Origin of the sequence: Massilia sp. 9096, from assembly GCF_000745265.1 — a bacterium.
GTDB lineage: Bacteria > Pseudomonadota > Gammaproteobacteria > Burkholderiales > Burkholderiaceae_D > Telluria.
The window spans coordinates 1,866,801-1,893,003 of record NZ_JQNN01000001.1 but is presented as its reverse complement, the minus strand read 5'-3'; the positions used below and the strand labels follow the sequence as shown (position 1 = coordinate 1,893,003).

Below are 26,203 nucleotides of genomic sequence, written 5' to 3'. Positions count from 1 at the left end.
AATTATTCGCAGAAGCCCGTCCAGTTGATACTGGGCGGGCTTTTTGCTTTTATGGCGCCGTAAAAGCCATTGAAATCGACGCGTGCATCGGTCGTACGGCGCAACAGGACGCTTCACTCCCCCTCGAACACGTACATCTGATCGTCGCTTCGGCACACTCGCCATCGAAAAGGCGTGGTCAAAATCCACCAATTGAACGATGCTAACGATGGCGTGCGCAAACTGTTCACGTCACACAACACAGTTGGCCTCGACGATCGTCAATATCTGTTGCCGCTTGGAAATATCGTCTAGAATCCGTTTTCGACGCAGGAACTGACTCCACGGGGTGGAGTTGAACGCATGCGTTGCGTTGTGCAGTTAATAAGTTGATAAGGAAACAAATGAAAAAACATCTGCTGGCTTACGCCGTCCTCACGCTCGCAACCCATGCCGCGATGGCACAATCTGCCGTTACCATTTACGGTATCGCCGATGCAGCGCTGGTCGGAGAAAACGGCGGCAGCGGTGGCCATGTTACGAAGGTGAGCAGCGGCGCAGCCTCGGCCTCGCGTATCGGCTTTCGTGGGACCGAAGATCTGGGCGACGGCATGCAAGCTTTCTTCACGCTGGAAAACGGCGCCAAGATCGACACCGGCGAACTCGACGCCAACAACACCCTCTTCAATCGCCAGGCTTTCGTCGGTCTGAAGACGAAGGCCGGATCGCTCGCGCTTGGACGTCAGTACACGCCTTACCACATGGCGCTGCTCCAGGCGATCGATCCGTTCGGCACTGGCTATGCGGGTACCTCCAAGAACCTGCTGCCTGACAACGGCGCCAACGTTCGCGCCAGCAACAGCGTGACCTATACGACGCCAACCGTTCAAGGGGTGAACATCGATCTGTTCTACAGCGCGGGCGAACAGAGCGAGATCTCCGCAGGGCGCCAGGTCGGTGCGGGCGTGAGCTACGCACAGGGCCCGCTGTCACTGCGCCTGATCTACAACGCCAAAAATTCCGACGTGGTGGCGACCGGTGTGAACCACGACATCGGCCGCAACGTCCTGATCGGCGGCAACTACGACTTCAAGATCATCCAGGTGTATGCCGGCTTTGAGGTCGACAAGGGCTTCAACAGCGCGCCTTTGTATAACGCGAACAACCCATACGGCGGCGTGAAGCCGACCGCGTCGACCGACGGCCGCGACTACATTCTCGGCTTCAAGGCACCTGTCGGCCCGGGCATCCTCATGTTTTCGGTACAGCGCAAGGATGACCGTACCAGCTTCAACCAGGACGCCAACGAGTGGGGCATCGGCTACCTGTACGCGTTGTCGAAGCGCACTGGCCTGTACGCGGCCTACGCGCATATCAACAACAAGAACGGTGCGGGCTACACGGTGGACAACAACACCGATGCAGGCACCGGCAACACCGGCTATAACCTGGGTATCCGCCAGACCTTCTGAAGGCGCCTGCGGCCCGGCTGCGGTTCTCTCTCTCTGAACTCATTGGCGCTCATCGTAGACGGTGGGCGGCCGGTGCAGGTTCAGCTTGCGGCCGTAGCACCGACGGGCACTGCACGGGCGCCACCATCGAAGAGCCCCTGGCGCGTCAATGCTGGCTGTTCCCGAGAGTCACAATCTGACAGTCAAAGAAGCGCATCGTGCGTTCTCTAGGCGATGGCTCTTCGTGGAGACGTTCAATGAGCAGTCAACCGGCGTCCAGAAAGTCGAGAACAACCTGCAGATCAAGCCGGGAGCTGAGCCGGTCCCTAGGCGCGTGTGGCCGGACATCGTCGGCGGCGCGGCCTGCAGCTGTTGCGGCCAAACAACGTTAAATTGCTTGCCGTAAATGGTGTTACAATCGTACGTAATCGACGGGACGGCTTTCGTCCCGCATCGGCAGCGGTAGCGTTCGAGACCGCCGCGCATCGGCCCAGAGCATGCCGATACGTCCAACGGGCGCGACCGCGCGCTCTTCAGTTATCGATTTACTATGGCAACCGATCATCCTACCCGCGTCCTCGTCGTGGACGACCATCGCGACGCAGCCGACATGCTCAGCGACCTGCTGTCCACCTACGGCTACGTCACCAGCACCGCCTACGACGGCTACATGGCGCTCGACGCCGCGCTGTCCTTCGAACCCCACATCGTGATCCTCGACCTGGGCATGCCGCGCTTTTCCGGCGACCAGGTCGCGCCTACGCTGCGCCAGGTGCGCAAGCTCGAGCACGCTTATTTCATCGCCCTGACCGCCTGGGACGACACCGAGGCACGCGAGCTGACCCGGCGCGCCGGCTTCGACGTGCACATGGCCAAACCAGTGCAGATGGAGGCATTGCTGGCGGCGCTGGAGGAGGGGAGGCGGGCGCATCCGGGGCTGGCGTCGGCTAGCGCGGATGCTGCGTCGGCGCCTTAGAGATGCGGCTCAGCGGGTGCGCGCCAGCCGACTTACCATAGACCGTCGAAGCGGTCTTCATGGGCGGTCAGAGCATGCAACCCATCGTCTCGCAGTCCATGGGGCGATACAGGAAGCGGCATCCGTCGGCATGGTCCGGCCTCCATTACAGCGACGAAATGAGTTTGGCGCCGCAGGCCGTTGCGTCCTGATCGTAAGCGACCTGTTTATTGCGGTGTTTGCGGGTGCTTCCACTCGGCTGGATCGGGAAGCTGCCCTTACATTTGGGACAGTAGGTCGCGTCACCTTCGACGGCGACGGGTTTGCCGAGCACAACATAATCGTCGGCCGCCGAGATGACTTTTCCACCGTGCGTCGTCTTGTCGCCGAGGCGGATAATGCCGCGCCCTTGTTGGTCTTTCATGACAGCTCTCCAAATTCATTACGCAAGATTACGTTCCGTGTCCACATTCTCGTTCGCGGCCAGGACGTGTTCATCGTTACCAAGAAAGACTCGTCGATACCGCCAGTAGCCTGTCAATTCCACACTCGATTTATTGAATCCGGCGAGTGAATCGTGGACATAATTGTCAAACAGCGTGACGAACGACGGTGGCGCCGGTTTGGCGCGCTGAGCCAGCGCAAGCACGTCGCGCGCTTCCGGTTCCAACACCGAGGTTTTAAGCAAGTCGTTTCTTGCCCCGACATTAAGGTAGTCGGTTGCGACTGCGAATCCTCGCCGTAAGAAGCCCATTCCAGAGGATCGCAGCATGGCGGCGGCGCCACTCACCAGGCTATTATTAAACGTGATCAAGATCTCTCTCTCCTGCTGGCTTGCTCTCTTGACCTGATTCGTCGCGTGAAATCGGTCGCGCACCTCCCAACGCCAGTTCAGGTAGGGCTGGAGCCATTCATATACTGGACGCGGAGTCAACGTGGAGTCTGAAATGAATGCGTCGTACGCTTTGGCCAAGTCCGAGTGGATCGCGAACGGATCATAACGATCGGGCGTCGAACGAGTGCGGCTCACCGGCACACCGGCTGCTACGGCGCAGTCCAGCATGTGATTCAGAGGAATTTGAGAAAGTTTCAGGGAATCGGAACCTATTGAGATGCCGAGTTCGCCCGGCCGATAGCCACCGCCAACATCACTGTGTGCACCGGGATACACATGCTGGACCCATCCCGGTTGCAGTTTTCCACCGACGCCGATTTCGTCCAGGGGGAAGTTCCGTCTGAGCTCGTGCATTGCGACCATGTGGACGCAATTTAGAACCGAAGCCGGTACGCGCAATGACTCCGCACTGGCCCACGCGCCATGGCCACCTGTTGAGTTCCTGATCAAGGCTGATCCTCCCGACCAGAACCCGGCAGATGCAACAGTGTCGAAAATTCCCAGAAAGCGAAATCGTATCGGTACGCCGGCTAGACGGCCTCCGACGAGTAGTTCATTCAGCCAACTGCAGAAAACCCGCGCTTGTGCTGCACCTCGCGAGAAACCGAAAACGTCAACGAAGCACTCGACTATATGAGGCTTTCCACTTGCCAGCTTGGCTTCGAGAAAACTGGCCTGCCGCGTCAGGAACTCTCGTCGACTGCTATTGCTTCCAAGTTTTACTTGTAGCAGACCACTGGTGGCGCCTAGTTCGCTAAGGGCTTGAAGGTCATTGCTATCGGTTACGCTCATACTGTTTCGGCATAACGCGAGGATACTATTCTTTTCAAGTAGATACTTGTTGTGGCAGCGATGATGTATAGCGTTAAACACGCCCAGCAAACCGAAAATAACGCGCCCTTCGCAGCCAAATGCGCATCCAGAGCCGAGCAGACTTTCGCTATCCTCGCCGATCTCTGGGAATTTAGTTCCAACCCCTGGAACGTAAAGTTTATAAATTCCGATACTCGCGTCCATATTGTAGTTGGTATATAGTCGTGCAATATTGGTGTGCGCGAGACTCCGGGAGTCTCTGTCCATGTTGTTATTTGTGCCATCAAAGAATAAACCAATACTGACATTGGTCTGGCATTTTTTGAAATCGCACTCGTACTAAGGTATCACCCGCTTGATGGCTGCAGTAGGCGATACACGCGTTGGTGTCACAAGCATATTCGCAAGGCTCATCGCCAGTCTCCATATTTAGCCCGGTCACGGTCAAATTCACGATTGAACTCGGCGAGTTCTTCTGTGGTAAATAGACTGCTAACACTCATTCCGATGGTAGCTTTTTGCCCTGCTTGTTTATCCTCCCATTTAATCGGGTGTTCTTTCCCACTAGCGCTAAAGTCACTCACGACAATCCGGGCCCGGCCTCCTGGAAAGAAATGAACATACAAATCGCCGGACTCTAAGTACGCTTCCACCGCCACTTGTGCCCGATAATCACCGACAACCTCGGCTGTTTCCGGTACTTCGGGTATAGGGCTTCTTATGATATGACGAACTTCCCATCGTACATCTGCAATTAAGCCGGGATGCCATTTTCTAGGAAGCATTCGACAACAGACCATTCCGTTGCCGCCTCCGCCTTCGCCAATGTTCCCTTCGTAGTACTTGTCGACGTAGAAGCTGTCGATGTAATAATCAGAGCCCAGGTGGTGAACTCCGATTACGGAAACCGGGATGCCGTTGTCCTTTTTGATATACTCATTGAAGAACAAGTAGACTCCAAAGGTCGTGACTGCCAGAAATAGAATGATTAGGATGCGCATGTCATATCGTATGGATTACGGGTTTTCGCGATTTTTTTTTGAAGAGTAAAGTCGCGGCGGTGTCCGGCTGCTTCGACGTCCTGGTCAATTATGTATTTGACGTGGTCTAGTCCATGATTTGTTTGGATAGCTGATTCAATTCAGCACTAAACGTATTCAACTCGTTTATTGATAGGAGGTTTCCGGTTGCTTCTTGCAAGAGAATCTTGCCGCGCGTTCTTAGTGCGAACTCAGTGAAAACCATCAAAACTAATGAGTTTTTGTTTCCGGCCGCACGCCAGAGCTGGCGGGCCGTTTGCGCCCAAGCGTGTTGCTCTGCCGTACTTCCCGGCAAACGCCCTTGGTTTCCCATCATTTTTACTTTGGCGATGTAGTGATCAGGTTCACTCGCCTCGTCAAGCGCGGCGAGCTGCTCGCTGTCCAAACGGAACGGTATCGCTTCACTTGCAATTAAATCAGCCGACGGCAGTAGAAAAACTTCTCCTGTCCGGTCGTGAATCTGCCATCTCGTCATTGGCCCCGCCATGTAACCCCACTGCGCGGGCGTGAGAACCGAAGGGAGCAGAGCCAGGATCGTGCAGTCGGCATACCTGAACGTGAACTGCTTTCCCTCCGGATCCAGGATAAAAATGAATCGCAGCAGATGCGCCGCGATCTGTTCAAGGGTGAGCTCAGTCTCGATGATCGACACGTGCAGCGCCGGCTTGAGCGCGTTCACGTAGCCCATGACCTGGTCGAGATCGCCGGCTTTGTACGCGGCTTCGACATCGATCAGGAGCGGGCTGACCGACAGGGCGCGTTCCGGATAGATTGGCACCAGCCATGTCGGGCGACTGCGCGGGTCAGACTCGGTGTAACTCGCCGATACCTCAGCCAGCAGGCCGTTGTCGATCAACAGATAGACGGCCGTAGCCGGATTATTAGTGTTCATTCTCCCTCCACCAGCGGGCTGTGTGCGCGTGCCGCGGCCAACATGCACGGTATGCAGATATCGTGGTGTGCTAATTCATCAGGGAATTGCGTTTGCGGGGCTTGCTTGGCGAATGTCTGGTGGTCAGCCGCATAGACGTGGCTTTTCCCGGCGGTTTTTCCAATGATCCCGTCCGCGCTGATCGTCAGTTCGCTGCCCCCGCCATAAATACGCACGCCTTGTCTTGCCCTGATATTGATCCAGTCCGTCGTGCTTATTAGTTCCATTACTTTCTTTGCCAGCAGCTCGAGGTTGCCGTCCTGCGCTTCAGAACGTAGGTCGCCGCAGGCGGCAATTTGCTTGATGCCGCCGTCATTGGCGAAATGGCTGATACCCTGCGCCGCGTGAACGGAGGTTCTGCCTCCAGCGCTCGAGTTCGTGTCTACAGCGGTGATGAGGTCTACGCTCTTTTCGGCGCCGAGCACGAGGTTTTCCCCGCTCGCTATGACGATGCCTGCGGGCCCACTGATGGCAACGATCGGTGCGCCTCCGGTACTGCCGCTGCCTTTGGCGGCATTCGTGCCGGCGTCGAGATGCCTGAGCTTTTCGGCTAACTGGGCCATTAGAGCCCCGTTGGCGATGTCTTTAGCATGTGTTTCAGCTAACTTCGCAAGCTGGTCAGCAATATCCCGCAGCCCGTCAACGAGGCTGACCAGTTCCGCTCGATCGAGCTGATTGCCGCTGGCCTGATCGCTGCCTCTGGCAGTGATCAACACGCCTCTGCCGCCCCGAATCGCGACAGACTTGTCGCTTCGAAGTTCCGCTCCTTCACCACGGGGTTGGCTGTCGTTGCCTCGCGGATGCGTAAGCCAGCCAAGATTGAGTTGCGTGGACCCGTCGTCGCTGGCAAGTTGCGCGCTAATCTGATGCGGGGTGTCGTCGAATCGAAGCTGGTTTACACCTGATCCGCCAATTTCCTGACTGCGCATGCCGGACAGAAAGCGCGTCGATGGCAGATTGGCGCGTTTGCTCAGAGGGGGTGGCAACGCCCGCCCGTTAAAGAGCTGGCTGATGATGACTGGCTTGTCCGGATCGCCATTCAGGAAGGCCACCAGGACTTCTGTCCCGACCCTGGGCAGAGTCAGAGTTCCACATTGCGACGTGCCGTTACCAGCCCAGCCAGTTGCGACTCGGACCCATGCAGAATCGATGTCCGTATCCGATGCGCCGGCACCTCGTGCGTGCTGATGGTCCGTGGGCCGGGTGGCAGGAAAACGGATCTTGACGCGTCCATACTCGTCGCAATGGACGACATCGTCTTCGCCCCCGACTACCAGCGCAATCTGCAAACCTGGATCGCGCATGCTGGTATGCGCATCCAGTGGAGGAACGATCGGAACGGTGCGACGTACGGCCTCGAACCGCATCTGAAAAGGCACCGTTGCGCTACCCTTGGCGTCGTCGTTGATCGGACCGGAGGCGCCATGCCATTCGTTGGAAGAGAACAGCCGTTGCCCACGTTCCTCAAGACTCCTTGGAAGGTTGTTTCGCGCCTTGAGTTGGATCGACGTGATGACGAAATCGCGTTCGGCCGGAGAGTGTCTGTCGATCTCTGGATGTTCTGCAATCGTGAAGTACTCCCCTGCGCAGAAGTCACGCACGCTTCCTTCACCGAAGAAATGCTTGGTATCGAGCTCCTTACCTTGCATACGTAACAGGCCAAAGCGATACAGTTCTTCGTTGTCGCTGGCGATATGAGGGGATTCGACAATGAATTCCTGTATCCCGCCGGCCAGCTGATTGCCGATCTGGCCTTGATCAGCCCTGGACGGCACTTCCACGGACATCCATGGCGCGCTGCCTGGACGCTTGTAGTCCCAGCTAAAGACGCTGGCGCTCCCAACCCGCAACGTACGGGTGGAACCCCAGCGTGTTACTGAATCGCGCTGTTCGGTGGCGTCGTCGCGATGGTAGCGAACGATCCCCGCCGCGTTCTTGTTCAGACTACTTTCGTCGTCAAACAAAACGAGCGTGTGCGCGGCGGTCGACCCGCTGGATTTGTTCTCGTTTTCCCAGGCGCGGTTTCGGCCAGGACGGAAGAACCAGGCGATCCCGGAACGCGCCAACAGGCGCCGTATGAATGCGGCATCCGATTCATTAAACTGGATTGTTTGTTCTCGTTCCGGGTATTTGTCGAGCCGAAAGCCCGGCGCAAATTCACAGTCGAATACGCCTGCAAGCGCTGCGTTAATCTGTGGCCATTCTTTCAGTAGCACGGCCACGATTTGCGGCCAGCTCATCCTGCGAAAAACGCGCGTGTTGACGCGTTGCTCCATGACCGCCATCGCGTCACAGATGACGAGCTGGTAGCTCGAGATCGCGCCATCGGATTCGCCGCAACTGGCTTGCTTTATCAGGCCGTTGACTGTCCTGATTTGACCCCGGTCGTTAACGAACTCGAGTGAAGCAGGCAAGCCGATGAACGACTTCAACGGCAAACTATAGGTGGTCGCAACGCAGTTGACTTTGTATTCGAACCCGCCACAGACGGATTCGATGCCGCTGACAACCTGAGGAAGGATGATATCGTCGGTCTGCTCAGTTTGGTGGAAGAGTCGCAGCCGGATAGGGCGGTTCCTGGTATTCAGGCGCTTTTCAATCTGGATGAAATCGCTGAGTTCTTTGTCAAGCGGCACGGCTCCTCCTGTTTCCTAGGGGAACAAGCGTGCATTTTCACATCCCGACGCTGTCTGAAATTGAGACACAGCAAGCCTCTTGCCATTTAAGTTAGGACCGTGCGTTCTTGCTACAGTCAAACCTGTGGCGGTCGGAATTTTTGAATAGTCCTGAGTCCGATCGACCAGACGAGAAGGCACATGCCGACCGGTTTCATAGGACAATGAGGCGCTGTCGATCTTCGGTGTCGAAGATCTCGACCTCTTTAGTTCAACGTAGCTGATCGGAGTCCTCTTGCCCAAATCCACCGTCGCCGCCCTGCAAATCGGCGCATCCCCGCTCGGCAAAGCCGACACCCTGCAACATATCCTCGGCTTCGAAGCACGCATTCGCGCATCGGGCGCCAGCCTGGTCGTGATGCCCGAAGCCCTGCTGGGGGGCTATCCCAAGGGCGAGATCTTCGGCACCCGGCTCGGCTACCGCCTGCCCGGAGGACGCCAGGCCTTTGCCGACTACCACGCCAACGCCATCGATGTGCCGGGGCCGGAGACCGACGCGCTGGCCGGGCTGGCGGCACGCTGCGCTGCGTCGATCGTGATCGGCGTGATCGAGCGCGCCGGCAGCACGCTGTATTGCACGGCGCTGTTCTTCGATCCGCAGGCCGGCCTGGTGGCCAAGCACCGCAAGCTGATGCCGACCGGGACCGAGCGCCTGATCTGGGGGCAGGGCGACGGTTCGACGTTGCCGGTGGTCGCGACCGCTGCGGGCAAGGCCGGCGCCGCGATCTGCTGGGAAAACCACATGCCGCTGCTGCGCACCGCGATGTATGCCAAGGGCGTGGAGATCTGGTGCGCACCGACCGTCGACGAGCGCGACGTCTGGCAATGCTCGATGCGCCACATCGCGCACGAGGGACGCTGCTTCGTGATCAGCGCCTGCCAGGTGCAGCCATCGCCGAGCGCGCTCGGCGTCGACGTGCCGGGCTGGGACCCGCAGCGCCCGCTGATCAATGGCGGCAGCCTGATCGTCGGGCCGCTTGGCGAGGTGCTGGCCGGGCCGCTGGTGGGCGAAACCGGTCTGGTCGTCGCCGAAATCGACACCGACGAACTGGTGCGTGCGCGCTACGACTTCGACGTGGTCGGCCACTATGCGCGGCCGGACGTGTTCTCGCTGGCGGTCGACGAGCGCGCGCGCCAGACGGTGCGTTTCACCTCCGACTGAGCCGCGTCCGGCGCCGGTGGCCGTGACCGCAGCCACCAGCACGATCACCGTCGATGAAGCCCCGCGTTGCCGGGCTTTTCTTCATCGGGCGCCCACGCAAGTCGCCGGTCCGGCTTCATGGCATTTTCGTATTGCGATGGAAATATTTTTATGGCAATGTCCTCGTATTCATGTGCGGATCGGCACGCGCCGTGCATCCACGATGTCGACAGAACGGAGAATGTCCATGCAGGGAAAACGTTTGCTGTCCGGCCTGGTGAGCACTGCGCTCGCCCTCGGCGCGGCCACCGGATCGAGAGCCGCCGCGCCGGCCGGTACCACCCCGGCCCATGCCGCCGCGGCCCCCGCCACTGGCGGCGGCTACAGCCAACCGCCGAAGGCGATCCTGGACGTGATGCGCGCGCCGCCGCCGCCGTCGCCGTCGCTCAGTCCGACGCGCGACCGGCTGATGCTGGTCACGATGGACGAATACCCGTCGATCGCCAAGGTGGCGACGCCGTTCCTGCGGCTGGCCGGCGTGCGCATCGAGCCGGGCAACCACAGCCAGCACGACACCTCGGGCGGCTACGGCATCCCGCCCTGCGTCGGTGCGATCGACCTGGTGCAGGTCGCCGACGGCAGGCAGACCAAGGTCCAGCTGCCGCCGGGCGCCTGCCCGCGCCGCCCGGTGTGGAGCGCCGACGGCCGCCGCTTCGTATTCGAGAACGTGGCGAGCAGCGCGGTCGAACTGTGGGTCGGCGACGCCGCCAGCGGCGCGATCCGCCGCCTGCCGGGCGTGCGCCTGAACCCGATGTTCGGCGACGAGTTCCAGTGGATGCCCGACCAGAAGACGCTGCTGGTCAAGCTGGTGTCCGAGCAAAAGACGCCGCCCGCGGCGTCCCCGGGCGCCGACGGTCCCGGCATCCAGGAGTCGCTCGGCGCGACCGGGCAGAGCAGCACCTACGAGAACCGCGACACCTTGCGCAACCGCGAGGACGAAGCGCTGTTCGACTTCTACGGCACCTCGCAACTGGCGCTGGTCGACGCCGCCAGCGGTAAGGTCACGCCGGTCGGCCGGCCGGGCATGTACGAGTCGCTCGGCGTCGCGCCGGACGGGCGCCACGCGCTCGTGACCGAGATCCGCGCCCCGTACTCGTACGTGACGACCTTCGACCGTTTCCCCAAGCAGGTCGACGTGTGGGACCTGGGCCGGCATGCGCGTGGTGATGGAAAAGCCGGCGCCAACCCGGTCGTGCGCGCGCTGGCGGCGCTCCCGCTCGCCGACCGCGTGCCGGTACACGGCGTGCCGACCGGCCCGCGCGACTTCATGTGGCGTCCGACCGATCCGGCGACGCTGGTCTGGGCCGAAGCGCTCGACGGCGGCGATCCGAACGCCAAGGCGGCGCAGCGCGACAAGCTGATGCTGCTGAAGGCGCCCTTCAGCGGCGCCCCGGTCGAGCTCACGCGCACAGAGCAGCGTTTCGCCGGCCTCGATTGGAGCGAGCGCCCCGGCACGGCGCTGCTGAGCGACTATGACGTCAACCGCCACTGGATGCGCACCTGGCAGGTCGACGTCGACGCCGCCGGCAGCCCACGCCGCCTGCTGTGGGACATGTCGAGCGACGAGCATTACGCCAACCCGGGCCGTCCGGTGCACCGCATCCTGCCCGACGGCGGTTGGGTGATCCGCCAGGACGGCGACACGATCTTCATGTCCGGCGTCGGTTCCTCCCCGGATGGCGACCGGCCTTTCCTCGACCGCCTCGACCTCGCAACGCAGAAGTCGGAGCGCCTGTTCCGCAGCAGCGGCGCCTCGTACGAGCAATTCCTCGGCTTCGCCAACGACGACAGCAAGCGCCTGCTGACCTGGTACCAGTCGGTCAGCGAGACGCCGAACGCGCTGGTGCGCAGCATCGGCGCGGCGGCCCCTGGCGCCGCCGCCGGCGAAGCGGCTTACGCCTCGAACAGCGTCGCGCTGACCCACCTGACCGACCCGACCCCGCAGGTGCGCGCGATCCAGAAGCGCCTGGTGAAGTATAAACGCGCCGACGGCATCGAGCTCTCGTTCACGCTGTACACGCCGCCCGGCTACAAGGAGGGCACGCGCGTGCCGGCCATCCTGAATGCCTATCCGCTCGATTACGCCGATGCCTCCAAGGCCGGCCAGACCACCGGCTCGCAAGCGACGTTCACGCGCCTGCGCCAGTACCGCCTCCTGCTGCTGGCGGGCTACGCGATCATCGACAGCGCGGCGTTCCCGATCGTCGGCGACCCGCGCAAGGCCTACGACACCTACACCGAGCAGCTGGTCGCCAACGCCAAGGCCGCGGTCGACGAAGCGGTGCGCCTGGGCGTGGCCGATCCCGACCGCATCGGGGTGACCGGCCACAGCCACGGCGCGCTGATGACCGCCAACCTGCTGGCGCACTCGGACCTGTTCCGCGCCGGCGCGGCCACCAGCGGCTCGTACAACAAGTCGCTCACGCCGTTCGGCTTCCAGAGCGAACGCCGCTCGGTGTGGGAAGCCCCGGACGTCTACACCAAGGCATCCACCTTCTTCTACGCCGACAAGCTCAAGACGCCGCTGCTGCTGGTGCACGGCGGCGACGATGCCAACCCGGGCACGACGCCGCTGCAATCGCAGAAGCTGTTCGAAGCGATCCGCGGCAACGGCGGCACCACGCGCCTGGTGATGTTGCCGCACGAGCCGCACTGGTACGCGGCGCGCGAGTCGAACGAGCAGCTGGTGTACGAGATGCTGCGCTGGTTCGACAAGTACGTCAAGAACGCGCCGCCGCGCGGGACGACCGCCACCGCCGCGCGCTGAGGCGCCGTCAGAGCGGCGCCAGCCCGGCCAGGTGGCGCTCGACGATCGCCGTGAACGGATTCAGGTAGCCGGTCAGGAAGTGGTTCGCGCCCGGCAGGACCACGACCGGCAGGTGCTGCGGGCGCGCCCATGCCATCACGTTGGCCAGCGGCGCGATCGGATCTTCCTCGCCGTGGATCACCAGCGCATCGGGCGCCACGGCCGGCGTGTCGTAGACGCGGCCGGTGGTCGCGGCGCCCGAGGGCAGGCCGACCAGCACCGTGCAGGCCGGCGTCTGGCCTGCATCGAGCAGGCGCCGCGCCACGCGCGACTGCACGAACGCGCCGAACGAGAAGCCGGCCAGCGCCAGGGCGGCGTCCGGATGGTCGCGCCGCAGCGCCTCGATCACGGCCAAAAGGTCATCGGTTTCGCCGATGCCGGTGTCGTGCGCGCCTTCGCTGGCGCCGGCGCCGCGGAAGTTCGGGCGCACCGCCAGCCAGCCGTGGCGCTGGAACAGGCGCGCCAGCGCCAGCGGGATCTTGTGCTGGGCGTTGCCGCCTTCGAGCGGGTGCGGGTGGGCGACGATGGCGATGCCGCGCGTGGGCCCATGCACATTCTCATGGGGAGCGTCGACGAAGGCGTCGATGATGCCGGCCGGGCCGGCGAACTGGGTGCGGCGCGTGGCCGGCAGCAGGGTGTCGTTCATGTGGATACGCAAGGCAGATGTGCAGAGCGCATTATCTCAAACCGCGCCGTCGCACGCGCGCCGCACCGCCAGCACGAGGGTATCGAGGCGCGCGCTCTCGCAGCTGAGCGCGACCCCCTCCGGCCATTCCTGCGCGGTCAGATTGGTCAGCACCGCGCCGGTGGGCGTCTCGATCGCCAGGCGGGCGCCGCGTTCCCAGGCGTGGCGCACCGTCCCGGCCCACGGCACCGGCCGCGCCATGTTGGCCGCGAGGTCTTCCCCGATGCGGCGCGCGTCGAACAGCGCGCGCGCCTGGCTGCTGCTGATGAAGCCGATGCGCGGGCGCGCGAGGGCGACCTGCGCGAGCGCGTCCGCCAGCGTGCGCGCCTGCGCGTCCAGCAGTTCGCAGTGCGACGGCACCGAGACCGCCAGCCGCTCGGCGCGCTGCGCTCCGTGTTCAAGCGCGAGCGCGGCCACGGCCTGCATCGCCGCTTCCGAACCGGCGACCACGATCTGGCGCTGCGCATTCAGGTTGGCGATGTAGACCGGGCTGGCTGGCGCATGCACCCGCGCGACCAGCGCTTCGAGCTGCCGGCGCGTCAGTCCGCCGATGGCCGTCATGCCGTAGCCGGACGGGTAGGCCTCTTCCATCAGGCGGCCGCGCAGCTCGACCAGGCGCACGGCGTCGGTGAAATCGAGCACGCCGGCCACGACCGCCGCCGGCCAGGCGCCGATCGACAGCCCGGCCACCATCTGCGGACTCGCCCCGTGCGCCGCCAGCACGCGCGCCATCGCCACGCCGGCGACCAGCAGGCACAGTTGCACCGCGACGGTCGAGCGCAGCGCCTGCGCGGTGTCGAGCGCAAGGACGTCGCGCCCAAGCGCCTGCGATGCTTGCTCCAGCGCGCGTGCCGTCTCGGGATGATCGGGCAGCGCGTGCAGCATGGCGGGCTTTTGCGCGCCCTGGCCGGGAAAGGTGAACAGGACGCTCATGCGGCGGCGCGCGTCGCCGGCGCGTCCCAGGGATCGGCCAGCAGCAGCGGTCCGGTTGCGGTCTTGAGCAGCACCTTGCCGCCGCGTGCGCTTTCACGCTGGTACTCGTTCAGCGCGAAGCCGCCGGCGCCGGTGTCGAGCTGGATGTCGATGCGACAGGCGCTCTCGTCCTGCAGCGCCCCCAGGGCAATCAGCGTTGCGTGCGCGGGCGGGCGCGGGACGCGCACGAGCAGGTCGAGATCGCTGCCCGGCCGCAGCACCGGCAGGCCGCTGGCCAGCCAGAAGCCGACGCCGCCGGCCGGGCCCCAGTCCAGGCCGAGGCCGGACAGGCGCGGGACCAGCGCCAGCAGGACGGCGATGCAGGGCAGGGTGCTCGCCCCCTCCGCCATCCTGCCGGCGCCGGCGCCTGCCGTGAGCGAAGCCGCCAGCTGTTCCGGCGTGACCCGGCGCGCCACCGCGTCCAGCGCCACCTCGCCGGCGCAGCGCTGCTTGCGCGCCAGCCCACGCGCGCCGGCGGGCGCCCGGCCGGAACCGGCGAGCGCCCGCCGCGCGACCAGCGGCGCCTGCATCATCCATGCAGCGTCCAGCCAGTCCGGCAGGCCGCCTTCGGCCCAGGGCGTGAAGGCGTCGTGCCGGCGCAGGAACAGCAGGTCGTGCGGACGCGGCAAGCGGAAAGCGCCGTCCATCAGCCCACCAGCGAGCGCGTCGCGAAATACAGCATCGAGGGCCGGAGCAGGAAGCGCGCCGCGATCGGCGTGCCGACCATGACAATGATGGCCTTGACCAGGCCGGTGGCGATCGACAACGCCATCAGCTCCGAGCTGGCGCCGATCGCCGCCCCGGTCACCGGGCCGACGATATAGGTCACGGCGCCCGCCCCGATGGCCTCGCGCCAGACCATTACGCTGTTGATTTCGCGCTCGCGCGAGCGCGACCCGAATTTGCTGGCGCTGGCCGCCGAGTGCAGGATGTGCGGTGCGCGCGGCAAGGACCTGGCCGCTTAAAACCGCCTAACAAAAGCACCCATGGCTGCGTTGCATCGTCTCGCCGTACTAGCGTACTGTCTTCGACGATGCGCCTTGCCCTGCGGGTTTTGTTAGACGCTTTAACAGGGTGTGGACGAAATCAACCTTGATAAGCGAGCCTGCTGAGTAGCATACGTGCCTCGGCCAGCCAAACCCAAGCCGCTGATACCGCGAGTTTGCGGTCGTGATGCATCACTGTGCGGCGCCAGCGTTCGGTCCAAGCGTGGGTTCGTTCAACGACCCAGCGTTTGGGCAGGATCGTGAATCCTGAGTTGATAACAGCAGTTGGCTCAGATGTCGTCTTGGGATCGTGCAGCGTTCCGATCGTGCTGTTACCTGGACGACGAACGACTTCGACACGAATATGATGCGCCTGCTCGATATCATGGGCGCACTTCCCACCGTACGCGCCGTCGGTGTAAAGCTTTTCGAGCCGAGGGCTCTTGGCGCACGCTTGCGCAACCACGGCTGCGGCAGCATCTCGGTCCTGCACGCTCGCGGCGGTCACCGTGACTGCGATGAGCAGCCCCATTGTATCGACGACGAGATTGCGCTTTCGTCCTTTGACCTTCTTGCCTGCATCGAATCCGCTTTCGCCACCTTGTGGCGACGCGCGAGTGGACTGTGCATCGATCACTGCTGCGGCCGGCGTACTCGCGCGTCCCATTCGTGCACGCCATTGTTCGCGCAGCCGGTCCTGCATCTGCTCGAATACGCCGGCTTCGACCCAGCGCGAAAATGCCTTGTAGACCGCCTGCCAAGGTGGAAACGTCTCGGGTAACAGCCGCCAGGCGCAACCCGTGCGCAGTACATACGAGCACGCATTTACCAGATCGCGGCGGCTGTAATGCACAGGCGTGCCTCGTTTTCCTGGTAATCGCTCGAACAAATCAGCGACCAGCTCCCACTCGGCATCTGTCAGATTGGTGCTGTATGGGGAAATATCCTTGCGTCGGTGCACTGCCGTGTAGCCATACCGTTTGGCGCCCTCAGCTCGCTCCGTATGCGCGCGGCGCGCTGGCTTGAGCCGTACGATGCCTTGCGCACGCAGCACGCGTCGAATCGTTGCATCGCAAACGCGTAACCCACAGCGGCGATGCAGCTCGTCGGCGATTTCATGCAAACTGGCTTGGGCGCGCTCCGTCACGATGTCGTGCAAAATCGCGATATGCTCAGGCTTCAACGCCGGCGGCCTGCCGCCAACGTTGCTTGAGGGCTCAGTACCGTCGAGTGGATGTTTCGTTGCCATGGCATGCTCCTTCCACATCGGGATAGCATGCCACAGCTACGTTATTGATTTTGTCTACACCCTCTAAGGTATTTCCAACCGAATGTCGTGCAAAAGAATGTCGTCATTGAATGGTCGCCTTGCGGAAACTTTACTGCTAGCATGACAGCTCGATAACGTGTCGAACGACGCCAGGAGCCGCCATGCAACCGCTGTCCCGCAACCGCCAGGCCGCAGCGCCCACGCCGATCCCGGACGACAGCGCAGGCGCGCCGGCCGGCTCGGTGGTGGCCGGGATGCTGTTCCTTGGGCTGATGTTCTTCATCCTCGGCTTCGCGACCTGGCTGAACGGCTCGCTGGTGCCCTTCCTGAAGATCGTCTGCGACCTGAACAACTTCGAGGCGCTGTGGGTGACGTCCAGCTTCTACATCGCCTATACGCTGATGGCGCTGCCGTCGGCCGCGGTGCTGAACCGGATCGGCTACAAGAATGGCATGACGCTCGGTCTCGCCATCATGGGCGCCGGCGCCTTGCTGTTCGTGCCGGCCGCGCAGACCCGCCAGTACGCGCTGTTCCTGGCCGCGCTGTTCACGCTGGCCAGCGGCATGACGCTGATGCAGACCGCGATCAACCCCTACATCGTGCGCCTCGGCGCGCGCGAGAGCGCCGCCACCCGCATCAGCATCATGGGCCTGTTCAACAAGGGCGCCGGGGTCGTCGTGCCGCTGGTGTTCACTTCGCTGATGCTGGCCGGGATCGAGCGCTTTTCCGAAGGCGGGCTGGGCGCGATGACGCCAGCGGCGCGCGCTGCGGCGCGCAGCGTGCTGGCGCAGCGCCTGGTGTTCCCGTACCTGTGCATGGCGGCGGGGCTGTTCGCGATCATGGTGCTCATCCATTTTTCCAAGCTGCGCGACATCGCGCCGGAAGCCGAAGCGGCCGATGCCGACAGCGGCCGCCTCGCGCGCGCGGGCGTGCTGCGCTTTCCGCAGCTGGTGCTGGGGGCGCTGGCGCTGTTCGCCTACGTCGGCGTGGAAGTCATCGCCGGCGACACCATCGGCCTGTACGGCCAGGAACTGAAGGTCGCCAATTTCGGCGTGCTGACCTCGTACACGATGGTGTGCATGGTGATCGGCTACCTGGTCGGCGTGGTCGCGATCCCGCGCTGGCTGTCGCAGAACCAGGCATTGCTGCTGTCGGCGCTGCTCGGGCTCTTGCTCACGCTCGGCGTGACGCTCGGGGCTCAGCACGGCGTAGTGCTGTCGCGCGTGCTGGTCGGGTGGAGCGGGGCGCCGCCGGTGCCGGACAGCGTGATGTGCCTGGCGCTGCTCGGCCTGGCCAATGCGATGGTGTGGCCGGCGATCTGGCCGCTGGCGCTGCACGGCCTGGGGCGCTACACCGCGCAGGGGTCGGCGCTGCTGATCATGGCGATCTCCGGCGGCGCCGTCATGCCGCTGCTGTACGGGCGCCTGTCCGACGCCCTCGATCCGCAGGGCGCCTACTGGCTGCTGCTGCCGTGCTACGCGACGATCTTCTGGTACGCCGGCTGGGGCCACCGCCTGCGCAGCTGGGGCGGCCCGCGCAGCGTCAACCCTTGATGAAAGCGAGGATGTCGGCGTTGATGACCTCGTGCTGGGTGGTCGGCATCCCGTGCGGGAAGCCGTGGTAGGTCTTGAGCGTGCCGTGCTTGAGCAGCTTGGCCGATAGCGGGCCCGCGTCGGCGTAGGGCACGACCTGGTCGTCGTCGCCGTGCTGGACCAGCACCGGCAGGTTGATCTTCTTGAGGTCGTCGGTGAAGTCGGTCTGGGAGAACGCGACCACGCCGTCGTAGTGGGCCTTGACGCTGCCCATCATGCCCTGCAGCCACCATTTCTGGATCAGGCCTTCTTGCGCCTTTGCGCCCGGACGGTTGAAGCCGTAGAAGGCGGTGGCCGGCAGGTCGCGGTAGAACTGGGCGCGGTTGGTCGCCACCTGCTGCTGGATGCCGTCGAACACGTCCTTCGGCAAGCCGCCCGGGTTCGAGTCCGACTTGACCATCAGCGGCGGCACCGCCGCGATCAGCACGGCCTTGGAGGCGCGCGCTTCGCCGTGGCGCGCCAGGTAGCGCACGACCTCGCCGCCGCCGGTCGAGTGGCCGACGTGGATCGCGCCCTCCAGGTCGAGGTGCTGGACCACCGCGGCCAGGTCGTCGGCGTAGTGATCCATGTCGTGGCCGCCGTCGACCTGGCTCGAACGGCCATGGCCGCGGCGGTCGTGGGCGATCACGCGAAAGCCGTGCTGGAGGAAGAACATCATCTGGGCGTCCCAGTCGTCCGAGCTCAGGGGCCAGCCGTGCGAGAACACGATCGGCGTGCCGCTGCCCCAGTCCTTGTAGAAAATCTCGACGCCATCCTTGGTCTTGACGGTATTGGTAGTCATGCGCGCTGCTCCTTTGGTGTGTGACGGTGCCGCCATGCCGGTGGCATGGCGACGGTTGTCGCCGGCGTCCTGCAGTACCGGCACCGCCATCGTAGCCATCCGCGCCGATGTCGGACACTATCCATTGTTATGGCCCGGCCGCCGGAGGCCCCGGTGAGGGTCGCGGAAGGTGTAACCCGTGGCGCGCGCGGTACCGGATCGCGCTACTTGGCTTTCTTTCAACGGTTCATGCAGTGGCCACTGCGCCAGCAGAGGTCGGCATCCTGGCGTGCGCCCGATACTGATAAGCAGCTCGCCGGGCAGTTCCCGGCGTCGGACAAGGTCCGGGGATCAAACAGCATAGCTGCACTTTTTTCAAGGAAGGTACCATGAAGACGCCGAACATCTTCCACCGCAAGCCGCGGCACCTGAAGGACGAGCGCAAGGGGCCGGCACACGCGGCCGACGCCGACGCCGCGCCACTGCTGGCACCGGACTCAGGCTGACCGTCCTGGTGCTGCAAGTCATCGGCGCAGTCGTGCAACTCATGCGGCGATGACCCTTTTCGCGGCGCGCCGGGGTTGGCGGGGCGCCGCGCGTGGCAAACGAGCGACACCGGCGGCGGGGCCGCGCCGCGCGCATCGTTGCGAACGATATTTTTGGAACGTCATCGTTTCGCAATGGTAATGTGTTGACTCCGAATCATTGCGCCGGGCGCATCGGGCGCTTGTCACGCCGCGGCGTCCGGCTCTCGACAATCCAGAAGGAGTCGGTCCGTGAACACCCAGTCCTCGCATTGCGCCGCCCGCTTGACGGCGTCCCTGGCATTCGCGTGCACGGCGCTGCTCGCCGCCTGCGGTGGCGCCGACTCGCAAGGCAACCCGACCCGCGCCCCCGACGTCGCCCAGACCGCCAACGGCGACGTCAAGGGCGTCGACCGTCTCGGCATGCGCAGCTATTTCGCGATTCCGTACGCGCTGCCGCCGACCGGCGCGCGGCGCTGGACCGCGCCCGTGCCGGCCCAGGCCTGGAGCGCGCGGCTGGAAAAGACGGCATCGGCCTCGCCGTGCCTGCAGACCAGCAACAGCCCGTTCCGCTTGCCGAACGACAGCGAGGATTGCCTCTACCTGGACGTGCACGCGCCGGCCGGGCAGGGGCCGTTCCCGGTCATGGTCAATTTCCACGGCGGGAACTTCGTCACCGGCGGCACCGGGCAGTACGCCGATCCGTCGCCGCTGGTGAGCCAGGGCGTCATCGTCGTCAACGTCGGCTACCGCCTCGGCGCGATGGGCTTCCTGGCCCATCCGGCGCTGGCGCAGGACGGGGCGGCCGGCAACTACGGCATCATGGACCAGCAGCTGGCGCTGCACTGGGTGCAGGACAACATTGCCCGGTTCGCCGGCGACAGCACCAACGTGACCATCTTCGGCGAATCGGCGGGCGGCTTCAGTGTGATGACCCACCTGGCCTCGCCCGGCTCGAAAGGCCTGTTCGTGAAGGCGATCGTCCAGAGCGGCAATTACGGCAACGACCGCCAGCCCAGCGGCGCGCAGATGGCCACGATCAGCACGAACGTGGTCGACAATGCGATCAAGGCGGCGAAGGCGGCCAACATCGCGGGCATCGCCTGCGACGCCGGCGCCGTGAGCGCGGCCTGCTTGCGCAACTTGCCCGACGCGGTGGTGCGCAACCAGCTGGCCGCCGCGATCTACGCGGCCCTGCCGAACCCGGTGCCGTCGGTGGACGGCAAGGTGCTGCCGAAATCGGTCAAGGCGACCTTCGCCGCCGGCGAGAACATCAAGGTGCCGATGATCGATGGCAGCAACCGGGACGAGTACGCGCTGTATGTCGCGATCGCCGAGGATGCTGCGCGCCAGCGTGCAACGCCGCCGAACCTCGACCCGGCCAACACCAGCTTCGCGCTGCCAGCCTCTCAATATCCGACGGTCATTGCCGGCCTGACGGCGGGCAGCGGCGTGGCCGCCAGCGACCTGGTCACCACCTGGTATCCGTTGGCCGGCTATGGCGCCAACGCCGCGATCCAGCCGAGCCTTGCCGAGAGCGCGCTGGCGACCGACCTCGGCTTCTCGTGCCCGGCGCTGCGCACGGTCCAGCGCGTGGCGTCGCAGGGCACCCCCATCTACATGTACGAATTCCGCGACCGGACCGCGATCCCCTCGGTCGGCGTCGCCAACGGCAAGTACTACCTCAGTTTCCCGCAGGGCGCGGCGCACTCCTACGACCTGCAGTACCTGTACAACCTGCACGACCTCGGCAACGACGAGCGGCGCGGGCTGCAGGCGGCGATGTCGCGCTACTGGACCAATTTCGCGCGCACCGGCGACCCGAACAAGGGCGGCGACGTGGCCGCCAGCTGGCCGGCGTTCACGCGGCCGGACCAGGTGCTGGGACTGGACGTGGCGTCGGGCGGCGGGGTCAAGGCATTAAGCACGTTCGAGGCCGACCACAAGTGCGTCAAGCCCTGGAGCGTGGTGACGTTCTGAGACGATGCGCTCCCACCCGGTGATGTTTCACCGGCGGACCGCTCAGCGCGGATAGACGAATCCGGTGCGGATATCGGTCGGCGCCAGCCGGTTCGCCGAGCGCACCATCAGGCGCTGCGGCGGTTCCTCGCCGGCCAGCGCGCGCCAGATGACTGGCAAGCCTTCGCCCTTGCGCACCAGCTCGTCGCTGCGTTCGAACACGTTGGGGCAGCCGGTCGCCGCCAGCAGCGCTTGGACGATGGTCACGCGCCACATGTCGACGCCGGCGGCGTTGAACTGGGAGATCAGGTAACCGGCGACGCCGCCATAGCTGTGCACCAGCAGGCCCGGCAAGCCATCTTTTTCGCCTTCGATCACCGCGACCATGGCCTGTGGGTCGGCGCTGCGCACCGCATGCGCGGAGCGCGCGACCGCGGCATGCACGCGGCGCTTGATCATGGCATGGTCGACCGCCTCGTCCGCGCGGAAGGTCCAGACGCGCGCCGCGATCTGCGACTTGGCGTTGTAGGCCGCGCGCGCCAGGAATTGGCGCGACGACGATTGCACGAGCGCCGTGGTGCCGGGCTTGCTGCGTTCCTGGGGCCGGCCCTGGACGTTGTCGATGGCCGAAGGATAGATCCACGGATCGCCGGACAGCAGGCCTTTTTCCTTGCCTTGTTTGATGGTGATGATGAGCATATGCGGGTCTTGTTTTCGAGAGCCGCATGATACAGCAAGGCCTCGTACCCGAAGCCGGGGCCGCCCGCATGCCTGTCGCTACGCGTAATGACACCCGGCCTGCGCTAGCCTCGATACACGTTCGATAACATCCGTCCGACTCGATTGACGAGGATGTTCTAGAATACTTCGATGTGCCGCATCCGCCGAGCATCGCTTGCCGGACCGCAGCTTACCCCGGATCGTAGCTTACCGATATGCAGGAGTACGCATGACCCCGTTGCAAGCGATGATCGCGTCAGGTGCCTGGCCAGGAATCCGCGATGCCCGTACGCGCTGAACACCAGGCTGGCCACGCGGTCAACACGGCCATGGCCGCGGGCCTGCCCGTCGCCGCGGTGCCGGACGCGCCGGCGCCGCGCAGCTCCTTCCAGCTGGCGCTGCGTATCCTGCCGGCCGCCCAGCGCGGCGCCATGTACGAGATCTACGCGTTCTGCCGCGCCGTCGACGACATCGCCGACGGCGACACGCAGCATGGACCGTCCTGCGCATCGCCCCTCGAAAAGCGGGCGGCGCTGGAACGCTGGCGCCAGGACGTGCACGCCTGCTGCGCCGGGCGCGGTCCCGCGCACCTGGCGGCGCTGAGCCGCCACATCGCCAGCTTCGGCCTGGCGCGCGACGATTTCGACGCCGTCATCGACGGCATGCTGATGGATGCGCACGCCGATCCGGTGTGCGCGCCCTCGAACGCGACGCTCGACCTGTATTGCGACCGCGTGGCCAGCGCGGTCGGCCGGCTGGCGGTCAAGGTGTTCGGCATGCCCTTCGACGACGGCGTGCTGCTGGCCCACCATCTGGGGCGCGCGCTGCAATTGACCAACATCCTGCGCGACATCGACGAAGACGCCGCCATCGGCCGCGCCTACCTGCCTCGCGAGCTGCTGCAGGACGCCGGCATCGGCGCCGCCGAGATGGCGCGCGGCGCGGCGGCGATCGCGGCGCATCCGGCCTTGCCGCGCGTGTGCGTGCAGCTGGCCGACCAGGCGCAAATCCACTTCGAGGCGGCCGCCGGAGTCATGCGGCGCCAGCCGCGCGCCAGCGTACGCACGCCGCGCATCATGGGCGCGGTGTACCAGGCCTTGCTGGCGCGCCTGCGCGCGCGCGGGTGGGCGGCGCCGCGGCGCGCGGTCAAGGTCGGCAAGCTGGAGCGCGTCGGCATCCTGCTGCGCCATGCCGTCGTCTAACACATCAACATAACGTCGAGGAGAGCGAGGACAGCGATGCGATATTCAGCGTTCCGTGCAATGGGAGTAGGGACTTCGTGTGCAGGTGCGGCCCAGGCCGATACGCGCCAGGGCAAGCTGCAGCGCGCCGTCGACCGGGCGCTGCAGACGATGCTGCGCGAGCAGAAGCCCGACGGGCACTGGGTCTACGAGCTGGAAGCCGACGCCACCATTCCGGCCGAGTACGTACTGATGGTGCACTTCCTGGGCGAACCCGCCGACCCTGCGCTGGAAGCCAAGATCGGACGCTACCTGCGCCGCACCCAGGGCACGCACGGCGGCTGGCCGCTGCACCACGAAGGCCCCTACGATCCGAGCGCCAGCGTCAAGGCCTACTTCGCGCTGAAGATGATCGGCGACGCGCCCGACGCGCCGCACATGGTGCGTGCGCGCGAGGCGATCCTGGCCAATGGCGGCGCCGAGTGCAGCAACGTCTTCACCCGCATCATGCTGGCGCTGTACGGCATCGTGCCCTGGACCGCCGTGCCGGTGATGCCGGTCGAGATGACGCTGCTGCCCGGCTGGTTCCCGTTCCACCTGTCGAAGGTGTCGTACTGGACCCGCACCGTGCTCACGCCGCTGCTGGTGCTGGGGGCGCTCAAGCCGCGTGCGCGCAATCCGCGTCAGGTCGGCATCGATGAACTGTTCCGGAGTGCGCCCGGCCAGCTTGGCCCGACGCCGCGCGCGCCACACCAGAGCCGCCTGTGGTTCTCGTTCTTCAACGCGATGGAGCGCCAGGTGCGCAGGCTCGAGCCGCGCATTCCCGCGCGCCTGCGCCAGCGCGCGATCGCGCGCGCGGAAGCCTTCGTGCGCGAGCGCCTGAACGGCGAGGACGGCCTCGGCGCCATCTTCCCGGCGATGGTCAATGCGGTGGCGATGTTCGACGCCATGAACGTGCCGCGCGACGACGCCGGCGCAACGATCGCGCGCCGCTCGGTCGACAAGCTGATCGTCGACCGCGGCGACGAAGCCTACGTCCAGCCGTGCCTGTCGCCGGTATGGGATACGGCCTTGATGAGCCACGCGCTGCTCGAAGTCGGCACGCCCGAGGCGATCGACGCCGCCACGCGCGGCCTGGAGTGGCTGCGCCCGCTGCAGATCCTCGACCTGGACGGCGACTGGACCCACCGCCGTCCTGGATTGCGTCCCGGCGGCTGGGCTTTCCAGTACGCCAACGCGCACTACCCGGACGTCGACGACACCGCGGTGGTGGCGATGGCGATGCACCGCGCCGACGCGCTGCTGCCCGAGCCGCGCTATACCGATGCGATCGCGCGCGCCAAGGAATGGGTGATCGGCATGCAGTGCAAGGGCCGCGAAGCCGGCTGGGGCGCGTTCGACCCCGAGAATACCCACCACTACCTGAACAACATCCCGTTCGCCGACCACGGCGCGCTGCTCGATCCGCCCACCGCCGACGTCTCGGCGCGCTGCCTGTCGATGCTGGTCCAGCTCGACCCGGACGCCTGCGCCCAGGCGAAGTCGCCGGCGGCGCGTGCCTTGCACTGGCTGCTCGACGAGCAGGAAAAGAGCGGCGCCTGGTACGGCCGCTGGGGCATGAATTATGTCTACGGCATCTGGAGCGTGCTGTGCGGGCTCGGCGCGACCGGCTTGGACACCGGGCACGAAGCGGTGGCGCGCGCCGTCGCCTGGCTGGTCACGCACCAGAACGACGACGGCGGCTGGGGCGAGGACGCCGACAGCTACCGCCTCGACTACGACGGCCACCGGCCGTTCCGCTCGCTGCCGTCGCAGACCGCCTGGGCGCTGCTGGCGCTGATGGCGGCCGGCGCGGTCGATCATCCGGCGGTCGAACGCGGCGTCAACTGGCTGCTCGAGCACCAGCGCGCCGACGGCCTGTGGACCGAGGAGCACCACACCGCGACCGGCTTCGAGCGCGTGTTCTACCTGCGCTACCACGGCTATGCGCGCTACTTCCCCCTGTGGGCGCTGGCGCGCTACCGCAACCTGCGCGCGGCCGGCACCAGCAAGGTCGGCTTCGGCATGTGAGCACGCGCGGCGCCGACCGGGCGCGTGTCGACGAGCCGCGCGTGATCGTCGTGTGCGGCCTGGATTTCGAAGCGGCGATCGCCGCCGGACCGGGCGTGGCCACCGTGCTCGGGCCGGGGCCGCGGCGCGTGCTGGCCGGGCTCGACGCGCTGGTGGCGGCGCAGCCGCAAGGCGCGCGCGCGTTTTCCGGCATCCTCAGTTTTGGCTGTGCGGGCGGACTCGATCCCGGCTTGCGGCCGGGCGACTGCGTCGTCGGCTCTGGCGTGATCGGCGCGTCCGGTCGTGTCGGCGCCGACGCCGCGTGGACCCAGGCGCTCGCCGCCTGTCTGCCCTCGGCGCGCCAGGGATGGCTGGCCGGCCTGGACGCGCCGCTGGCCCAGCACGACGCCAAGGCGCGCCTGTGGCGCGACGGCGGCGCGCTCGCGGTCGACATGGAGTCGCATGCGGCGGCCCGGGCCGCGCAGCGTCACCGCTTGCCGTTCGCGGCGCTGCGGGTCGTGCTCGATCCAGCCTGGCGCAGCCTGCCGGATGCCGCCGTGGCCGCGATGCGCGAGGACGGCGGCACCGACCTGGCGGCGCTGCTGCGCGCGCTGGCGCGCTCGCCGGGCGAGATCGTTCCCCTGATCGCGCTGGCCCTCGATGCCTGGCACGCGCGCCGGGCGCTGCGCCGCGTGCGGGCGCTGGCCGAAGGGGCACTGGCGCCGCCTGACCGGTGATGCGTTGATCGACCCCGCCGTG

The 26,203-nt window shown here is 65.1% G+C and carries 20 protein-coding genes and 2 pseudogenes; 10 read left to right on the top strand and 12 right to left on the bottom strand.

Annotation, left to right across the window (positions count from 1 at the left end; all coding sequences use genetic code 11):
* Positions 1-383: 383 nt before the first annotated feature.
* Complete coding sequence (locus tag FA90_RS08075) at positions 384-1,451, top strand: porin (RefSeq protein WP_036167753.1); 1,068 nt, start codon at positions 384-386, stop codon at positions 1,449-1,451.
* Positions 1,452-1,980: 529 nt separating this feature from the next.
* Complete coding sequence (locus FA90_RS08065; protein WP_051971575.1) at positions 1,981-2,406, top strand: response regulator; 426 nt, start codon at positions 1,981-1,983, stop codon at positions 2,404-2,406.
* Positions 2,407-2,551: 145 nt separating this feature from the next.
* Here FA90_RS08065 and FA90_RS08060 read toward each other — a convergent pair whose 3' ends face one another.
* From FA90_RS08060 to FA90_RS08045, 5 genes are all read right to left on the bottom strand, one after another.
* Positions 2,552-2,809: a PAAR domain-containing protein gene (locus tag FA90_RS08060; RefSeq protein WP_036167747.1), complete on the bottom strand. Its 258-nt coding sequence runs from the start codon at positions 2,807-2,809 to the stop codon at positions 2,552-2,554.
* 18 nt (positions 2,810-2,827) lie between these two features.
* Complete coding sequence (locus tag FA90_RS25560; protein WP_373994598.1) at positions 2,828-4,297, bottom strand: DUF2235 domain-containing protein; 1,470 nt, start codon at positions 4,295-4,297, stop codon at positions 2,828-2,830.
* A 206-nt stretch (positions 4,298-4,503) separates the two neighbouring features.
* Entirely contained in the window at positions 4,504-5,094 is a 591-nt protein-coding gene (locus tag FA90_RS25555) for a DUF3304 domain-containing protein (RefSeq protein WP_081933731.1), read from the bottom strand.
* Positions 5,095-5,200: 106 nt separating this feature from the next.
* Positions 5,201-6,025, bottom strand: coding sequence for a DUF4123 domain-containing protein (locus tag FA90_RS08050; RefSeq protein WP_081933730.1), 825 nt, complete (start codon positions 6,023-6,025; stop codon positions 5,201-5,203).
* Complete coding sequence (locus FA90_RS08045; RefSeq protein ID WP_051971574.1) at positions 6,022-8,700, bottom strand: type VI secretion system Vgr family protein; 2,679 nt, start codon at positions 8,698-8,700, stop codon at positions 6,022-6,024. The genes FA90_RS08050 and FA90_RS08045 overlap by 4 nt, the downstream gene beginning before the upstream one ends.
* A 274-nt stretch (positions 8,701-8,974) precedes the next feature.
* Between FA90_RS08045 and FA90_RS08040 the strand changes: the two genes are divergently transcribed.
* Both FA90_RS08040 and FA90_RS08035 read left to right on the top strand, forming a co-directional pair.
* Positions 8,975-9,901 carry a carbon-nitrogen hydrolase family protein gene (locus FA90_RS08040; protein WP_036167738.1) on the top strand — a complete coding sequence of 309 codons (927 nt, stop codon included), beginning with the start codon at positions 8,975-8,977 and terminating at the stop codon, positions 9,899-9,901.
* A 226-nt stretch (positions 9,902-10,127) separates the two neighbouring features.
* Positions 10,128-12,707 (top strand): prolyl oligopeptidase family serine peptidase, encoded by a 2,580-nt coding sequence (locus tag FA90_RS08035; RefSeq protein WP_036174784.1) that lies wholly within the window; start codon positions 10,128-10,130, stop codon positions 12,705-12,707.
* 7 nt (positions 12,708-12,714) lie between these two features.
* Here the strand turns inward: FA90_RS08035 and FA90_RS08030 are convergent, their stop codons facing one another.
* The 4 genes and pseudogenes from FA90_RS08030 to FA90_RS27665 form a co-directional block, all read right to left on the bottom strand.
* Positions 12,715-13,392, bottom strand: coding sequence for an alpha/beta hydrolase (locus tag FA90_RS08030; protein WP_036167735.1), 678 nt, complete (start codon positions 13,390-13,392; stop codon positions 12,715-12,717).
* Between the two features lie 36 nt (positions 13,393-13,428).
* On the bottom strand, positions 13,429-14,364 hold the full coding sequence (gene mdcH / locus FA90_RS08025) for a malonate decarboxylase subunit epsilon (protein ID WP_036167726.1): 936 nt from the start codon (positions 14,362-14,364) through the stop codon (positions 13,429-13,431).
* The gene (locus tag FA90_RS08020) at positions 14,361-15,050 is read right to left on the bottom strand and encodes a malonate decarboxylase holo-ACP synthase (RefSeq protein WP_036167720.1); all 690 of its coding nucleotides are present in this window, start codon (positions 15,048-15,050) and stop codon (positions 14,361-14,363) included. The genes mdcH and FA90_RS08020 overlap by 4 nt, the downstream gene beginning before the upstream one ends.
* Before the next feature lie 47 nt (positions 15,051-15,097).
* Positions 15,098-15,247: pseudogene (locus FA90_RS27665) on the bottom strand (malonate transporter subunit MadM); the annotation flags it as partial.
* A gap of 7 nt (positions 15,248-15,254) precedes the next feature.
* Here FA90_RS27665 and FA90_RS27660 point away from each other — a divergent pair.
* A pseudogene (locus FA90_RS27660) lies at positions 15,255-15,368 on the top strand (LysR family transcriptional regulator); the annotation flags it as partial.
* Between the two features lie 121 nt (positions 15,369-15,489).
* On the opposite strand, the gene FA90_RS25550 reads toward FA90_RS27660, so the two are convergent.
* The gene (locus FA90_RS25550) at positions 15,490-16,638 is read right to left on the bottom strand and encodes an IS5 family transposase (protein ID WP_081934066.1); all 1,149 of its coding nucleotides are present in this window, start codon (positions 16,636-16,638) and stop codon (positions 15,490-15,492) included.
* 182 nt (positions 16,639-16,820) lie between these two features.
* Between FA90_RS25550 and FA90_RS08005 the strand changes: the two genes are divergently transcribed.
* On the top strand, positions 16,821-18,212 hold the full coding sequence (locus FA90_RS08005; protein ID WP_081933729.1) for a sugar MFS transporter: 1,392 nt from the start codon (positions 16,821-16,823) through the stop codon (positions 18,210-18,212).
* Here the strand turns inward: FA90_RS08005 and FA90_RS08000 are convergent.
* Positions 18,202-19,032, bottom strand: coding sequence for an alpha/beta fold hydrolase (locus FA90_RS08000; RefSeq protein WP_036174778.1), 831 nt, complete (start codon positions 19,030-19,032; stop codon positions 18,202-18,204). The genes FA90_RS08005 and FA90_RS08000 overlap by 11 nt on opposite strands.
* 755 nt (positions 19,033-19,787) lie before the next feature.
* Here FA90_RS08000 and FA90_RS07995 point away from each other — a divergent pair.
* Entirely contained in the window at positions 19,788-21,515 is a 1,728-nt protein-coding gene (locus FA90_RS07995; protein ID WP_197065259.1) for a carboxylesterase/lipase family protein, read from the top strand.
* Positions 21,516-21,557: 42 nt separating this feature from the next.
* Here the strand turns inward: FA90_RS07995 and FA90_RS07990 are convergent, their stop codons facing one another.
* The gene (locus FA90_RS07990; RefSeq protein ID WP_036167713.1) at positions 21,558-22,193 is read right to left on the bottom strand and encodes an SAM-dependent methyltransferase; all 636 of its coding nucleotides are present in this window, start codon (positions 22,191-22,193) and stop codon (positions 21,558-21,560) included.
* A gap of 350 nt (positions 22,194-22,543) precedes the next feature.
* On the opposite strand from FA90_RS07990, the gene hpnD reads away from it, so the two are divergent.
* From hpnD to FA90_RS07975, 3 genes are read left to right on the top strand one after another with little or no spacing between them, the layout of a single operon-like run.
* Positions 22,544-23,416: a presqualene diphosphate synthase HpnD gene (gene hpnD / locus FA90_RS07985; RefSeq protein WP_051972138.1), complete on the top strand. Its 873-nt coding sequence runs from the start codon at positions 22,544-22,546 to the stop codon at positions 23,414-23,416.
* Positions 23,417-23,476: 60 nt separating this feature from the next.
* Positions 23,477-25,465 carry a squalene--hopene cyclase gene (gene shc, locus FA90_RS07980; protein ID WP_373994597.1) on the top strand — a complete coding sequence of 663 codons (1,989 nt, stop codon included), beginning with the start codon at positions 23,477-23,479 and terminating at the stop codon, positions 25,463-25,465.
* Complete coding sequence (locus FA90_RS07975) at positions 25,462-26,181, top strand: phosphorylase (protein WP_051971572.1); 720 nt, start codon at positions 25,462-25,464, stop codon at positions 26,179-26,181. The genes shc and FA90_RS07975 overlap by 4 nt, the downstream gene beginning before the upstream one ends.
* The last annotated feature ends 22 nt before the right edge of the window (positions 26,182-26,203 follow it).

Bases quoted from the DNA above. Each gene is read 5' to 3' on its own strand.
- FA90_RS08050 (WP_081933730.1), bottom strand. From the start codon at position 6,025: ATGAACACTAATAATCCGGCTACGGCCGTCTATCTGTTGATCGACAAC.
- mdcH (WP_036167726.1), bottom strand. From the start codon at position 14,364: ATGAGCGTCCTGTTCACCTTTCCCGGCCAGGGCGCGCAAAAGCCCGCC.
- FA90_RS25560 (WP_373994598.1), bottom strand. From the start codon at position 4,297: ATGGACGCGAGTATCGGAATTTATAAACTTTACGTTCCAGGGGTTGGA.
- FA90_RS08035 (WP_036174784.1), top strand. From the start codon at position 10,128: ATGCAGGGAAAACGTTTGCTGTCCGGCCTGGTGAGCACTGCGCTCGCC.
- hpnD (WP_051972138.1), top strand. From the start codon at position 22,544: ATGGCCGCGGGCCTGCCCGTCGCCGCGGTGCCGGACGCGCCGGCGCCG.
- FA90_RS08000 (WP_036174778.1), bottom strand. From the start codon at position 19,032: ATGACTACCAATACCGTCAAGACCAAGGATGGCGTCGAGATTTTCTAC.
- FA90_RS08030 (WP_036167735.1), bottom strand. From the start codon at position 13,392: ATGAACGACACCCTGCTGCCGGCCACGCGCCGCACCCAGTTCGCCGGC.
- shc (WP_373994597.1), top strand. From the start codon at position 23,477: ATGGGAGTAGGGACTTCGTGTGCAGGTGCGGCCCAGGCCGATACGCGC.
- FA90_RS08060 (WP_036167747.1), bottom strand. From the start codon at position 2,809: ATGAAAGACCAACAAGGGCGCGGCATTATCCGCCTCGGCGACAAGACG.
- FA90_RS25550 (WP_081934066.1), bottom strand. From the start codon at position 16,638: ATGGCAACGAAACATCCACTCGACGGTACTGAGCCCTCAAGCAACGTT.
- FA90_RS08020 (WP_036167720.1), bottom strand. From the start codon at position 15,050: ATGGACGGCGCTTTCCGCTTGCCGCGTCCGCACGACCTGCTGTTCCTG.
- FA90_RS08065 (WP_051971575.1), top strand. From the start codon at position 1,981: ATGGCAACCGATCATCCTACCCGCGTCCTCGTCGTGGACGACCATCGC.
- FA90_RS08005 (WP_081933729.1), top strand. From the start codon at position 16,821: ATGCAACCGCTGTCCCGCAACCGCCAGGCCGCAGCGCCCACGCCGATC.
- FA90_RS08075 (WP_036167753.1), top strand. From the start codon at position 384: ATGAAAAAACATCTGCTGGCTTACGCCGTCCTCACGCTCGCAACCCAT.
- FA90_RS25555 (WP_081933731.1), bottom strand. From the start codon at position 5,094: ATGCGCATCCTAATCATTCTATTTCTGGCAGTCACGACCTTTGGAGTC.
- FA90_RS07990 (WP_036167713.1), bottom strand. From the start codon at position 22,193: ATGCTCATCATCACCATCAAACAAGGCAAGGAAAAAGGCCTGCTGTCC.